We start from the raw sequence: 14379 nt of genomic DNA, 5'->3' as shown, positions 1-14379 counted from the left end.
ACTCATCAAAGGAGAATAGCATGATCCGCAAAGCGCTCTGGCTTTCGGCGACCTCGGTATTTCTGACGCTTTTCACCGTCGGCGGCCATGCCGAAGATCGCGTCGTCAACGTCTTCAACTGGTCGGATTATATCGACAGTTCGATCATCGATGATTTCACCAAGAAAACCGGCATCAAGGTCGTCTATGACACCTTCGATTCCAACGAAATCCTGGAGACCAAGCTGCTTGCCGGCGGCAGCGGCTATGACGTGGTCGTGCCCAGCGGCAACTTCCTCGCGCGCCAGATCCAGGCCGGCGTGTTCCAGAAGCTCGACAAGTCGAAACTGCCGAACATTTCCAACATGTGGGACACGGTTTCGGAACGAACCGCCAAATACGACCCCGGCAATGAATACTCGGTCAACTATATGTGGGGCACGGTTGGTCTCGGCTACAACATCAAGAAAGTGCAGGCGGCACTCGGCACCGACAAGATCGACAGCTGGGATGTGTTCTTCAATCCGGACAGTCTGGCCAAGTTGAAGGACTGCGGCGTCTATGTGCTGGATTCACCGGCCGACATCATCCCTGCGGCGCTGAAATATCTCGGTCTCGACCCCAACAGCACCTCGCCTGACGATATTGCCAAGGCCGAGGAGGCCCTGCTCAAGGTCCGGCCTTACATCAGAAAGTTCCACTCCTCGGAGTACATCAACGCACTCGCCAACGGCGATATCTGCCTGGCCGTCGGCTGGTCGGGTGACGTGTTCCAGGCTCGCAACCGCGCGGTCGAGGCCAAGCAGGGCGTGGAAATCGGCTATTCCGTGCCGAAGGAAGGCGCTCAGATGTGGTTCGATCAGATGGCGATCCCTGCCGATGCGCCGCATGTCGCCGAGGCGCTCGAATTCATCAACTACATGATGACGCCGGAAGTGATCGCCAAATCGTCGAACTATGTGCTCTACGCCAACGGCAACAAGGCGTCGCAGCAGTTCGTCGACAAGGCGCTTCTCGACGACCCGTCAGTCTATCCCGACGCGGCGACCTTGCAGAAGCTCTATACGGTCCAGCCTTACGATCCCAAGACCCAGCGTCTGATCACACGCAGCTGGACCAAGATCGTCACCGGCCAATAGCAATCCGAGACGGTCCCGGCAGCCACCTGCCGGGACCGATTCTTTCTGGGGCAAGAAGCAAGACACAGGACGGAGTGGGACATGAAATCGCTTGGCAGCATCCGCAGGGATTTTGCGCCGTGGAACGACCCGAACGCCAAGCCATACATCCAGTTCGACAATGTCACCAAGAAGTTCGGTGACTTCACCGCCGTCAACAATCTGTCGCTGACCATCTTCGAGCGCGAGTTCTTCGCCCTGCTCGGCGCGTCGGGCTGCGGAAAGTCGACGCTGCTCAGGATGCTCGCCGGATTCGAGGAGCCGACAGCTGGCCGCATCCTGCTCGATGGCCAGGATCTGCGCGGCATTCCGCCCTATCGCCGGCCGGTCAACATGATGTTCCAGTCCTATGCGCTGTTCCCGCATATGACGGTCGAGAACAACATCGCCTTCGGCCTCAAGCAGGACGGCATGCCGAAGCCCGAGATCGCGTCACGCGTGGCCGAGATGCTGAAGCTGGTCAAGCTCGAACAGTTCGCCAAGCGCAAGCCGCATCAATTATCCGGTGGCCAGCGCCAGCGCGTCGCGCTCGCCCGCTCGGTTGCCAAGCGGCCGAAGGTGCTCTTGCTCGACGAGCCGCTAGGCGCGCTGGACAAGAAGCTGCGCGAGGAGACCCAGTTCGAACTGATGGACCTGCAGCAGAATCTCGGCCTGACCTTCGTCGTCGTCACCCACGACCAGGAAGAAGCGATGACCATGGCCGACCGCATCGCCATCATCGACAAGGGCGAGGTGATGCAGGTGGCGACGCCGGCCGAAGTCTATGAAGCGCCGACATCGCGCTTTGTCGCCCATTTCGTCGGCAACGTGAACATGTTCGAGGGCAAGGTCGCCGAGCAGACCGCAAACACGACACGCATCGCGGGTTCGAGCGGAGCCCAGATCGTCGTCGACAACGCCGCCAAGACGGCTGCAGGCGCCGATATCGTGTTCGCCATCAGGCCGGAAAAGATCAAGATTTCGTCGAAAAAGCCGGCCGATGCGGTGAATGCACTTGAAGGCGAAGTCTACGACATCGCCTATCTCGGCGACATGACCGTTTTTCACGTCAGGCTGGATGACGGGCAGATGGTGCGCGCCAGCACCATGAATGCGGCCCGCATCACCGAGGATCCGCTGAGCTGGAACGACCGCGCCTGGGTTTCCTTCCGGCCCGACGCCGGCGTCGTGCTGACGCGGTAGGGGGCGGTCATGTCGAACGCCGCCGCAACCGCCTCATCAGCCCCGGCAACCAATGCCGACAAGTCCATCCTGGCCAGGCTGGGAGCGGCTTTCGTCGGCCGCCTGGTCATCATCGTCCCCTATGTCTGGCTTCTTTTCTTCTTCCTCGTTCCCTTCATCATCGTCTTCAAGATTTCGCTGTCGCAGACGGCGATCGCCATGCCACCCTACACGCCGGTGCTCGACTTCAAGGACGGTATCTCCGGGTTCTTCGCCGGCTTTGGCGCGCTCAGCTTCGACAACTACGCCTGGCTGACGCAGGATGCCCTCTACTTCAACGCTTATGTGACAAGCGTCATCATCGCCGCGATCTCGACGGTCCTGACGTTGATCGTCGGCTACCCGATCGCCTATGGCATGGCACGCGCGCCGGCAACGATCCGCCCGACATTGCTGATGCTGGTGATCCTGCCGTTCTGGACCTCGTTCCTGATCCGCGTCTATGCCTGGATCGGCATCCTCAAGCCGGAGGGGCTGCTCAACCAGCTGCTGCTGGCCACAGGCATCATCAGCCAGCCCTTGATCATCCTCAACACCTATACGGCGATCTTCATCGGTATCGTCTATTCCTACCTGCCGTTCATGGTGCTGCCGCTCTATTCGTCGCTCGAAAAGATGGATTATTCGCTGATCGAGGCCGCAAAGGATCTTGGTTGCCCGCCGACCAGCGCGTTCTGGAAGATCACCTTCCCGCTGTCGCTGCCCGGTGTCATCGCCGGCTGTCTGCTGGTGTTCATCCCCGCCGTTGGCGAGTTTGTCATTCCCGATTTGCTCGGTGGATCGCAGACGCTGATGATCGGCAAGACGCTGTGGAACGAGTTCTTCGCCAATCGTGACTGGCCGGTCTCGTCGGCCGTGGCCGTCATCCTTCTGCTGCTCTTGACCGTGCCGATCATGTTCTTCCAGCAGGCCCAGGCGCGCGCCCAGGAGCAGGACAAATGAACACCACCTGGAGCCGATTCAACGTCACCTCGATCGTGCTGGGCTTTGCCTTCCTGTACCTGCCGATCGTCCTGCTCATCGTCTTCTCCTTCAACGAGTCGAAACTGGTAACCGTCTGGGGCGGTTTCTCGACCAAATGGTACGTTTCGCTGTTCCACAACCAGGGCCTGATGGACGCCACCTGGGTCACAGCGCGCGTCGGCGTCATTTCGGCCACGGTGGCGACCGTGCTCGGCACGCTGGCGGCGCTCACCTTGACCCGCTACACGCGCTTCAGGGGCAGGTTGCTGTTTTCAGGCATGGTCTTTGCGCCGCTGGTCATGCCGGAAGTCATCACCGGCCTGTCGCTGTTGCTGCTGTTTGTCGCCGTCGGTCTCGACCGCGGTTTCCTGACCGTCACGCTCGCCCACATCACGCTCACCATGTGCTTCGTCGCCGTCGTCGTGCAGTCGCGCCTGGTCAGCTTCGACCGCTCGCTGGAAGAAGCTGCGATGGATCTTGGCGCAACGCCGGTGAAGACCTTCTTCCAGATCACGCTCCCGGTCATCATGCCGGCGATCGTGTCCGGCTGGATGCTGGCCTTTACGCTTTCGCTCGACGATCTGGTCATCGCCAGCTTCACCTCCGGGCCTGGAGCAACAACGCTGCCAATGAAGATCTACAGCCAGGTGCGTCTCGGCGTGACGCCGGAGATCAACGCCGCTTGCACGATCCTGATCGCCGTTGTCGCGGTCGGCGTCATCATCGCCTCGGTCGCCAACAAGCGGCGTGAGGTGCAGCGCCAACTCGACGAGCGGGCCGCACAACGCGGCTGAGGCAATTCCGGGAAAAGCGCGCAGCGTTTTTCATAGGGAATTGCTTCAGGATAAACCGGCGGTAAGGTCTATTCGCCAGAAACGCCGCGGCTGATCGGGGAAATGAACGGCGTGCTCCACGTTCCTCCGACGAAGAAGGATGACTGGATCGGGCCTTGCTGGCCGTTGGCCTGCGTTGCCGCCTGGTCCGGCTGAATGATACCGCCGGACAAGGCCAGTCCTCGTCCGGTGTAGGACGCGATCCCGGACAGCCAGAGCTTGTACTTCGCCGAATTGGCTTCGGCCTTGTCGATCCGCGCCACGCCCTTCGTGATGCTGGCCTTGATCTCGGCACCGTCGATCGGCAATGTTCCGTCGGAGACGTCGTCGAGCGCGAAGAAGCCGCCTTGTTCGGTATGCTTGAGGAAGGCGGGCAGGTTGAGCTTGCTCAACACACCCGGTCCGAACGTCGCGGAGACCGAGCCGTCGGCATTGTCGAAGATGGAGTCCCAGGTTCTGCCTGGTCCCTTGAGGATCACCGAGACCGTTCCGGTGGCGACCGGCACCAGCCGGGTCATCCCAGCCGCCGTGCCGAAGGCGCCGCCATCGATGTCGGACGCCAGCAGCTTAATCTCGACCTGCGAGCCTTCCGGTTTGCGGTCGAAGCGAAGGCTGCTCTGGATGTTGCCGCCAAAGGCCGAGGCATCGGAGATATCGAAGACGGAAAGACCATCCTTGACCTGGGCGGTGGCGGCGACGTCGGCGAGTTGGATAGGCCCCGCCGTAGCGTGCGCTGCCGACAGCCTGAGATCGAGGTTGACCTTGTCGGCGAAACTTGTGTCGATGTCGCCGGGTTCCGCCCCTCCGGTCGGCGCCAGCGGCGTGAAGGCCGAGAGAAACGATCTGAGGTCGAGCGTGTCGAAGGCGAGCGTCCCGGAGATCACCGGTTGCGCCTCGCCCAACGAGAGATCCAGCGCGCCCATTCCCGGATTGTTGTCCAGCGCGATCGCGGTGTTGTCGAATTTCACTCGCCCTGCCGTCGCGGTGATCTTGCTCGAAATGCTGACCGAACCGATCGCAGCACTCGGCGCAATGCCGGCCTGCGACCACTCCAGGACACGCCGCAGCGAAGGTGCCGAGAATTTCGCCTGGCCGTCGAAGTAAGCGTTTTCGGACATGCTGGCCGTGCCGTCGAACGAGAAGGTCGCGGGCGCCGCCTTGAAGGACAGCGTCAGCGGTGCTGTACCGCCGGCAAACAGGACAAGCGGCTTCGGCGAGGCTACGTCCAGCGCGACGCTTTCGCCGCGCCAGATCCCGGTTGCCGACAGCGTCGCATTGCTGTTCATCGCCGCCCAATTCGCCTGGCCGGACAGGCTGCTCAGGATCTCGACATCCTTGCCGGCGATGGACGCCACCATGCGGCCGTCGCGGAACTCCACCGTGCCGAACGTGTCGGCCGGCAGCTTGTCGAGGTCGGGCTTGGCGGGGTCGGCATTGACCACGCCGCGCGCCGTGTCGATGGAACGCGTGATGCGCCCGCCGGTCGGGACGGCGGGCAGGAAAAAGCCGGCCGGCGTTCGCTCAACCCGGATCGTCGGCCGCACCAGCCGCGCCGTCGAAAACTCCACGTCGCCGCGCAAGGCCGCCATGGCGGAAAGGTCAACCTCGACCCGCTCGGCCTCGACCACCGGCGGCGCCTCGGTGTCGGTCCATTGCGAAAGCGTCACATCGGTCAGGATCGCGCGGAATTTCGGCCAGACCTCGATGCGCGGCGAGCCGTCGATGGCGACCCGGAAGCCGCTCCACGCACTCATTTCCCAGGCAATGCGGTCACGCACGATTCGGGTGGAGGCGATCAGCGGCAGGGCGGCAACGACCAGCGCGATGACGAGCACGGCAGCGCCGATCGCCCATATTCCGCGCCGGATCAAAGTTGATGGCATATCGCCCCGTATGTTTCCATTCCGACAAAAATCGCCTGACGGGTGTAACCCCAGTCGTCACTACGACTTAGGGCTGAGGCATTTCAAGTCTTTATGGCCCGGCGATGGCATTTGCGCACATCTGGTCTCACTGACCGAACAAAATCTTGCTCTGCTGCGCTGCGATATGCATAAGCGGTGGCGACCGTGGAGGAACGATCATGGCTGCCGAAGTACCGCTCTGGACCCCGACGCAAGACCAGATTGATGCAGCACCCTTGACCGCTTTCGCAAAGGCTGCGGCAGTGAAAGCCGGCGTAGCGTTTTCTTCGTATTCGGAGCTCCACCGCTGGTCGGTCGAGGACCGCGACGGGTTCTGGAACCTGGTCTGGGACTTCGGCGGTATCGTCGGCGACAAGGGGACCAATGGGGGCGAGCGCGTGCTCGTCGACGGTGACAGGATGCCTGGTGCCTCGTTCTTCCCCGACGCTACGCTGAATTTCGCCGAGAATCTGCTGAAGAAGACCGGCGCTGGTGAGGCAATCGTGTTTCGCGGCGAAGACAAGGTCGAGCGCCGACTGTCGTGGAACGAGTTGCAGGCGCTGACGTCACAGCTGCAGCAGCTTTTCCTGTCGCTCAAGGTGAAGAAGGGCGATCGCATCGCGGCGATGATGCCCAACATGCCGGAGACCGTCGCCGCCATGCTGGCTGCCGCCTCGATCGGCGCCGTCTGGTCGTCCTGCTCTCCCGATTTCGGCGAGCAGGGCGTGCTCGACCGCTTTGGCCAGATCGAGCCGGTGGTCTTCATCGCGCCCGATGGCTACTGGTACAATGGCAAGGCGATCGAGGTCGCCGACAAGATCGCCGCGGTTGCGGCCAAGCTTGGCACGGTGCGCAAGGTTCTGGTCGTCGACTATCTCGGCACCTCGAGCGATGTCGCTGATGTCATCGACAAGGCCGTGGCGCTGGAAGAGGCGCTTTCGCCCTTCGCCGTCAAGCCAGTCACCTTCGAGCGGCTGCCGTTCGCGCATCCGCTCTACATCCTGTTCTCGTCGGGAACGACCGGCATTCCCAAATGCATCGTCCATTCGGCCGGCGGCACGCTGATCCAGCATGTCAAGGAACATCGGCTGCATGCCGGTCTCACCGACGGCGACCGCTTCTTCTACTTCACCACCTGCGGCTGGATGATGTGGAACTGGCTGGTTTCGGGGCTCGCCTCGGGCGCGACGCTGCTGCTCTATGACGGCTCGCCCTTCTACCCCGACGGCAATGTGCTGTTCGACTTCGCCGATGCCGAGAAGATGACCTTTTTCGGCACCTCGGCCAAGTTTATCGATTCCGTGCGCAAGGCCGGTCTCAAGCCGATCCGCACGCATGATCTGTCGAGCGTGCGGGCGATTTCCTCCACCGGGTCGCCGCTGTCACCGGAGGATTTCCGCTTCGTCTATGACGGCATCAGCAAGGACGTCCATCTGGCGTCGGTCTCCGGCGGCACCGACATCGTCTCCTGCTTCGTGCTCGGCGTGCCGACACAGTCGGTGTGGACCGGCGAGATCCAGGGACCTGGCCTTGGCCTTGCCGTCGATGTCTGGGACGACGACGGCAAGCCGATCCGCCAGGAGAAGGGCGAGCTGGTCTGCACCAGGGCGTTTCCATCTATGCCGATCGGCTTCTGGAACGATCCCGAGGGCAAGAAATACCAGGCCGCCTATTTCGAGCGTTTCGACAATGTCTGGTGCCATGGCGATTTCGCCGAATGGACCGTGCATGGCGGCATGATCATCCATGGCCGCTCCGACGCCACGCTCAACCCGGGCGGCGTGCGTATCGGCACGGCGGAGATCTACAACCAGGTCGAACAGATGCCGGAGATTCTGGAAGCTCTGTGCATCGGCCAGGATTTCGACAACGACGTGCGCGTCGTGCTGTTCGTGCGGCTCGCGGCCGGCGTCGAACTGGATGACGATCTGGAAAAACGCATCCGCTCCAAGATCCGCAGCGGGGCGAGCCCGCGTCACGTGCCAGCCAAGATCGTCGCTGTCACCGACATCCCACGCACCAAGTCAGGCAAGATCACTGAGCTCGCCGTGCGCGACGTGGTGCATGGCCGCGTCATCAAGAACAAGGAGGCGCTCGCCAACCCCGAGGCGCTGGAGCTGTTCAGGAACCTGCCGCAGCTGGCCGAGTGACCGGGCAGGCATGGTTAACCAAATATGTCGCGAGAATTTACCTAGATTTCATGAGTGGTACACATTCGTAAACTTTCGGCGGCGCCGGTAAGGAGTTGTTAAGGCCCGGCGTCGATAGTCGCACGTAACTTGAGGGAGAAATCCCGTTCCTCTGCCCCCGGAGGATCTGAATTCGCTCAAGCCCCGTTGTGACAGCAATCCCATCTCTTAAGGCGTCCTCTTGGGCGCCTTTTCTTTTGCTGCTGCATGCCGCCCAAAAGTGCTCCCGGTTTGGGAGAACGACATGCACAAGGATAAAGACCGAAAGCGCATCGCCTGAATCTGATCGGACGCGCTGCGCTGTAGGTCGGTCTGTTTTCCGGAATTGCTTATTCGGCGAGCACGCGGGTCGACGGAAACGCGACCTCGACCAGGGTGCCTTCACCCGGTGTCGAGTTGATGGTGAACCGGGCGCGGTTGGCTTCCACCATCGCCTTGGTCAGCGGGAGTCCAAGCCCCGTGCCGTCGCCACGTCCGCGCTTCAACGCGTTGATCTGCTTGAACGGCTTCAGTGCCTGCTCGATCTCGGCGTGGCTCATGCCGATGCCGGTGTCGCGCACCCGCATGACGACGTCGCCTGACGTCTCATAGGCGGTGGAGACGATCACCTGGCCGCCGGCCTGGGTGTAGCGAATGGCATTCGACAGGATGTTGAGCGCGATCTGGCGCACGCTGCGCAGGTCGGCCACCACTTCCGGCAGCCGAGACGCGAAGCTGGAGCGGATAATGACGCGCTCGCGGTTGGCCTGCGGCTGCATCATCGCCACCGTCTCGGCCAGCGTGTCGTTCAGCGACACCGCCTCGTAGGCCATCTCCTGCTGGCCGGCCTCGATCTTCGAGATGTCGAGCAGGTCGTTGACGAGGTCGAGCACATGGTTGCCTGAGCGATTGATGTCGCGCAGATAGTCGCGGTAGCGGTCATTGGCGACCGGTCCGAACTTCTCGTCCACCATCAGTTCGGAAAAGCCGATGATGGCGTTGAGCGGCGTGCGGATCTCGTGGCTGATGCGGGCGAGGAAATCGGTCTTTTGCGAGGACGCACGCTCGGCCACCGCGCGTGCCTGGGTCAGGTCCTCTTCGGCCCGTTTCCACTGCGTGATGTCACGCACGACGGCACAGAAGCCGCTGTCGTTGGGCAGCCGGCCGATGGTCATGAACAGCGGGATGAAGCGGCCCTGCGCCTCGCGCCCGATCACCTCGCGGCCGTCATTCATGACGCTCGCCACGCCGGGCTCGGACAGTCCGTTGAGATAATCGCGCGCCGCACGCTGGCTTTCTATCGCAAACAGCGAGGCGAACGGCTTGCCGGTCACTTCGTCGCTGTCGAAACCGAACAGCGCTTCGGCCGGCCGGCTGATCGAGCGGATGGTGCCGTCACGGCCGATCAGCACGACCCCGTCGGTGGCGGTGTCGATGATGGTGCGCATCTCGGCGATGCGTGCCTTGAGCTCGGGAATGTCGGGCTGCGTCTGCTCGTCGCCAACCACATGCAGGGCCGCCGGCGCGTCATCTTCGCCGGTGCGGCGCACGACCAGCATCAATGCCTTGCCGTCACGCCAGGGGACGGAGCGCAGGATAGCCTCGATCGGGAATTCCTGCCGATCGCGCGTCTTCAGCCGCAAGGCGCGATCGGTGCCGTCGGAGGTCCCATCGTGGGCGTAGGGGTCGGCAAACAGCGCGCCGAGGCCGCCGGCATCCGCCAGGTCGTCGAGCGCCTCATAGCCGGTCAGGTTGAGGAATTCCTCGTTCGCATAGTGCAACTGGTCGCCGGAATGGATGAGCAGCGGCACGGGCAGTTTGCTCAGAAGCGAGGTATCGGGAGCCTTGTGCTCATCTCCGGCCGAAAAGGCCGACGGCACGAACCCTTCGACCTTGAGCGGCGGCACATTGAGGCGTGGGCGCGCGATGCGTGCTGCGGCGCCGCTTGCGCCGGCAGTTCCCGCGACGGATGCGGACAAATGCTCGTCAGAGGCAGCGGCTTCTTCGTCGGGCTGTACCCAATCCTCACTATCCTCGGCATCGCGAAAATCCGCCGATGTCATGCTGTCGTTATCGACGGCGTCATGTGTCGCATCCGCGCCAACCGGCTTTTCACCTGTGGCGGCGGGCTTGTTGATCTCTGGTGGCGCCGCCACCGGTTCGGAAACCGGGGCCCCGTCGCTGTTGTCCGCGACAGGACCGCGTTCATCATCACGGTCGGCATAGCCGAGCAACGAACCCGGCAGGGTGTCGGAGGGTGCCTCGTGACCCGCTTCGTCCGGGTGACCGCCGTCAAGCCGCGCCAGATCCGCTTCGTCCTCGGCATCGACATCCGTCTCGGCCGTCTCGGCCGGCATCGTCTCTGGCTCCGCCGCCGGGATTTCGCCGGCAAGCGTCGGCTCTTCGTGCGAGGCCACATCCGCTGTTGATGGAATCTCGCCGACTGCCGCAGCTTCGACAGGTGTCTTGGCCGCCCGTTCCCTGGGATTGTCGAGGCTGGACTTCTCGGCCTCCGGCGACTCGACCGGGGAACTGTCCTTCTTCAGCCGTTCGCCGATCTCGCGGAACGCGCTTCGCTCCAGCGTCGACAAGCCCTTATCGTTGGCTGGCTGGCGATGCTCGGCCAGCCGGATCACCTTGTCGGCAAAGCGTCGCTCCGGTTTCGGCACGATGGTCAGCGCCGGCACCTCGCCCTGGAACGGGTCCGATGCCTTCGGCTCCTCGACCTTCGGCTCCTGGGCTTTCGGCGCTTCAGCCTTGGGCTGTTCAGGCACGGGTTCCACGGCTTGCGGCTCCGGCGTCTCCGGGGCCTTGCCGTTGGGCACCAGCGCCATGCCGATGGCTTCCGGATCGACGACCGCGTCACTGGCCCGGGCAACGCCGAAGCCACGGAAGCCTTCGAAAGCACGGCTGCGGCCATAGACAGGCAGCGCCGCCAGGTCGACCGGGATCTTCAGATCGGATCCGGCGACCGGCCACAGCACGGAGCGGCCGGACCAGGTATCGCGCCGCTCCAGCAAGCCGGCGATCTCGCCGGAGGGATCGAGGCCGAAAGTGGCCGCCACATCCCTGAAGCGCCGCCCGATCACATCGGCGGCCGGCTTGCCGACAATGTCGGCGAATTCCGGAGACAGCGTGCTGAACTTGCCATCGGCATCGGTGCGCCAGACGAAGCGCAGTGGCGCCGCCGTGCGGTCGATCGACCGCACGACCGGGCGTTCGACAGGGGCGGTGGCCTTGGTGTCGTGCCGCGTCGGGATTTCCGCCGCACCCTCCGCGACGGCGGCAGGGGGCTCAACCGGCTCGGCTGCAGCGGCCCGGCCGGCCCGTTGCCTGTCTTCCTCACCGGCATTGAAGTACCAGTGATCGTGCTGCGCTGCCGTAGCGGCGGCAGTTCCCGGGTCGTTATCCGCCGCCTCCGCAGGCTGCCCCGCTGGATCGGCATTCTCAGGCGCTGGCGGAATGATCTCGGCGGCTTCCGGAACGCTCGGTTCGTCCACGGCCGGGTGTTCGATGTCGATTGCCGGTCTGTTGTCCTGGTCCGGTTCCGACTGGGCAATCGCGCTTACCGCAGCCGCGGTTTCAACCTGGGCTGGCGCTTGCGTGTCCGCGACACTGTCGTCGGCAGCGGACGTGTCGTCGAGTTGGTCCTCGTCGATCACCACCAGCAGATGCCGTTCCTCGGTCAATCTTGCCAGGCCTGCCGGATAGGAGGTTGCGCCGCCGGGAACGAGGCGCTTGACGATGCGGTCGCCCTCATCCGCGACGTCGGCAACCAGCGCCGCCAGCGTCTCCGGCAAGATGCCCAGTGCCGAAAATCCTTCCGAGGCGGCCTCGACGTTTCCGCTGGCATCGACAAAGGCAATGAAATGGCCGTCTTCGGTAAAGCCGCCGATGGCGCGAGCGGCGATTTCGCCGGCGCTGCGCGAGCCCGTCTGCGCCGCCGGCACGGTCAGCATGATCGCCTTTTCGGCGTCCGGCATGGTCACGGCACTGGCCAGGAAGCCGACGGCACGGCTCGTCATGCCCGTTGCCAGCCGCACCGTGATGGCGCGGTCGCCGCTGATCTCGGGAAATCCGCTGGTCGCCATGATCTGGCGTCTGGCGATCAACGGTAGTTGCGCGGAGGCGCCGATGATCGCCTCGATGTCGGGGTAGCCGAACACCGCGGCTCCTGGCCCATTGGCCCAGATCACCTGCTCCAGATCCGTCGAAAGAATCGCGATCGCGTCGCCGGCGGCAAAGCGCTGGCGGACTGCTTCGAGCACGGCGACGTCGAGGAAGGAATATTCGGACGGCATGCGCTTGGCGAACCCTCACGGAGCGGCAAATTGCGGTTAACGCTTTGTTAATAAAAGCCGGCGGCGCGAAGGTCCACAAGCCAGAACGTGCAAAGGCTGGAATCTGGCCTCTTGGTTAACGGCCCGAAGAAAATTATGGTGCACTGCAACAAAGATATTGCAATGCACAAAATTTGCCTTTATATTGCCATCATACATGAACGAGACGGCTTTCTGTCAAAGCCGCTGACGCTGAAAAGGATGGAAAATGTCCAGGACCAAAACTGCCGACACGATCGAAAACGTTGAATTCCCGAGCTTCGACGCTTCCAAGGCTACCGACCAGATGCGCGCTTTCGCCGAAAAGGGCGTTGAGCAGTCGAAGGAAGCCTACGCTAAGCTGAAGACCGGCGCCGAGGAGACCCAGAAGGCTCTGGAGTCGACCTACGAGACCGCCAAGACCGTTTCCAGCGACCTGTCGCTCAAGACCATTTCTGCTCTGCGTGCCAATGCCGAGGCCGGTTTCTCGCACCTCGAGGCCCTGATCGGCGCCAAGTCGCTGTCGGAAGTCGTCGAGCTGCAGACCGCCTTCCTGCGCAAGCGCGTCGAAATGACCGTCGAGCAGGCCAAGGACTTCCAGACCGTCGCCTCCAAGGCGGCCGAGGACGTCTCCAAGCCGATCAAGACCGCCTTCGAGAAGGCGATGAAGGAAATCAAGGTTGCCTAACATTTGCGCATGATCTGAAGATGCAACAAAGGTCGCATTTTCTTAAAAACGATCAGGCGTATGATGGTAGCCATCAAGGAATACCCGGCGAGTGGAACCTCCTCCCTCTGCTCCCGGGGTGACCAGCCAGCACCTCCTCCCGCTGGCTCGTAACAGGAAAAGGCCGGCACCTCCTCCCGCCGGCCTTTTTCTTTGTCCGGCGAAAAGTCGATGCTGTTTGTGGGCAAGCGACCTTTGCCTAGCAAAAGTCTTGAATTAAAATCCATTAGCCCGTAAGGACGCATCGCCGAACGACGGAGCGGATCACGGAAAGCGCGCTTTCCACGTGGTCCGGCTCGGTGAACGTGCCGTTGTAGCTCAGATGGTTAGAGCGCCGGATTGTGGATCCGGAGGTCGCTGGTTCGATCCCAGCCAACGGTACCATCGGATTTATGGCTAAACAATTGAATTCATTATAGAATTTTCGTCCGCCGCTGAGCGGCGAGTTTGCCACCCTCGGCCCGGGATGTATCTTTCAGCCGACGGAACGTTTGTAACAGTCCGGTGGTGTACCCATGATCCCCGCATAGGGATCATAAAGGGCGTTGCCCCTCCTGGCCCTAGTTTGAGTCCGCTGTCTCCCCGGCAGCGGACCCAACGATTTCGGTGGCATCCTCTAAACGCAAATGCCCAACGAACTAGCTGGATTCGCGCCACAGAATCCTTTCCTGGCCACCCATCTCGAACGACTGCTTCGCGCCTCATCTCGGTCGTAGAGGTCAGCCTCGCCGCTTCACGAAAGCGGACATGCTTGCGACCACTTGGAGGTCGTGATTACGCCAGGATCGGGCATTTCCCCTTGCCGGATTTGAAGGCAGTCGATCGGCTCGCATTCTAACCGGCAGCCTTCAGGAGCCCGGCCGAAATGCAGACTGTGGACTGACGTGCATGCTCCATCTCGAGCCGACCGTCTTATGAGCTAACCTCCAAGCTATTCCATTCGAGCAAGTCGCCGTTGACAACTGTGCGCCTGCTCGTGTTCTATTTCGCAAGCGCACATTTTTCCGCGTAACACATCGCGTCCGGCAAGGCCGGACAAGGGCAGCATGGCCCCGCCGCGTCTCATCGAGCATGGGGTGCGTGTGGG

8 protein-coding genes and 1 tRNA gene are annotated in these 14379 nt (G+C 62.4%); 7 read left to right on the top strand and 2 right to left on the bottom strand.

Annotated elements, in window-relative coordinates; genetic code table 11:
* The first annotated feature begins 20 nt into the window (after positions 1-20).
* The 4 genes from AC1D2G_RS05130 (at position 21) to AC1D2G_RS05115 (ending at position 4135) form a co-directional block, all read left to right on the top strand.
* Positions 21-1118 carry a polyamine ABC transporter substrate-binding protein gene (locus AC1D2G_RS05130; protein WP_095088560.1) on the top strand — a complete coding sequence of 366 codons (1098 nt, stop codon included), beginning with the start codon at positions 21-23 and terminating at the stop codon, positions 1116-1118.
* A gap of 81 nt (positions 1119-1199) precedes the next feature.
* Complete coding sequence (locus AC1D2G_RS05125; RefSeq protein ID WP_095088558.1) at positions 1200-2339, top strand: ABC transporter ATP-binding protein; 1140 nt, start codon at positions 1200-1202, stop codon at positions 2337-2339.
* A gap of 9 nt (positions 2340-2348) precedes the next feature.
* A complete protein-coding gene (locus AC1D2G_RS05120) occupies positions 2349-3320 on the top strand; it encodes an ABC transporter permease subunit (protein ID WP_477225441.1) in 972 nt (323 codons plus the stop codon).
* The gene (locus AC1D2G_RS05115) at positions 3317-4135 is read left to right on the top strand and encodes an ABC transporter permease (RefSeq protein WP_095088554.1); all 819 of its coding nucleotides are present in this window, start codon (positions 3317-3319) and stop codon (positions 4133-4135) included. Before AC1D2G_RS05120 ends, AC1D2G_RS05115 begins: the two co-directional genes overlap by 4 nt.
* A gap of 68 nt (positions 4136-4203) precedes the next feature.
* Here AC1D2G_RS05115 and AC1D2G_RS05110 read toward each other — a convergent pair whose 3' ends face one another.
* Positions 4204-6057, bottom strand: a complete 1854-nt coding sequence (locus AC1D2G_RS05110) for an AsmA family protein (protein ID WP_477225443.1) — start codon at positions 6055-6057, stop codon at positions 4204-4206.
* Between the two features lie 200 nt (positions 6058-6257).
* Between AC1D2G_RS05110 and AC1D2G_RS05105 the strand changes: the two genes are divergently transcribed.
* Positions 6258-8228 (top strand): acetoacetate--CoA ligase, encoded by a 1971-nt coding sequence (locus AC1D2G_RS05105; protein WP_477412468.1) that lies wholly within the window; start codon positions 6258-6260, stop codon positions 8226-8228.
* 368 nt (positions 8229-8596) lie between these two features.
* Here the strand turns inward: AC1D2G_RS05105 and AC1D2G_RS05100 are convergent, their stop codons facing one another.
* On the bottom strand, positions 8597-12547 hold the full coding sequence (locus AC1D2G_RS05100; protein ID WP_477412466.1) for a PAS domain S-box protein: 3951 nt from the start codon (positions 12545-12547) through the stop codon (positions 8597-8599).
* Between the two features lie 247 nt (positions 12548-12794).
* Here AC1D2G_RS05100 and AC1D2G_RS05095 point away from each other — a divergent pair, with 247 nt between their 5' ends.
* Complete coding sequence (locus tag AC1D2G_RS05095; RefSeq protein ID WP_095088547.1) at positions 12795-13253, top strand: phasin; 459 nt, start codon at positions 12795-12797, stop codon at positions 13251-13253.
* A gap of 346 nt (positions 13254-13599) precedes the next feature.
* Positions 13600-13676, top strand: a tRNA-His gene (locus AC1D2G_RS05090).
* Positions 13677-14379: the final 703 nt, after the last annotated feature.

The organism is Mesorhizobium sp. P2_C7 (assembly GCF_056404515.1).
This window is presented reverse-complemented; position numbering and strand designations above follow the sequence as displayed.

Coding starts and splice junctions, on each gene's coding strand:
- AC1D2G_RS05130 (WP_095088560.1), top strand. CDS start 21: ATGATCCGCAAAGCGCTCTGGCTTTCGGCGACCTCGGTATTTCTGACG.
- AC1D2G_RS05125 (WP_095088558.1), top strand. CDS start 1,200: ATGAAATCGCTTGGCAGCATCCGCAGGGATTTTGCGCCGTGGAACGAC.
- AC1D2G_RS05120 (WP_477225441.1), top strand. CDS start 2,349: ATGTCGAACGCCGCCGCAACCGCCTCATCAGCCCCGGCAACCAATGCC.
- AC1D2G_RS05115 (WP_095088554.1), top strand. CDS start 3,317: ATGAACACCACCTGGAGCCGATTCAACGTCACCTCGATCGTGCTGGGC.
- AC1D2G_RS05110 (WP_477225443.1), bottom strand. CDS start 6,057: ATGCCATCAACTTTGATCCGGCGCGGAATATGGGCGATCGGCGCTGCC.
- AC1D2G_RS05105 (WP_477412468.1), top strand. CDS start 6,258: ATGGCTGCCGAAGTACCGCTCTGGACCCCGACGCAAGACCAGATTGAT.
- AC1D2G_RS05100 (WP_477412466.1), bottom strand. CDS start 12,547: ATGCCGTCCGAATATTCCTTCCTCGACGTCGCCGTGCTCGAAGCAGTC.
- AC1D2G_RS05095 (WP_095088547.1), top strand. CDS start 12,795: ATGTCCAGGACCAAAACTGCCGACACGATCGAAAACGTTGAATTCCCG.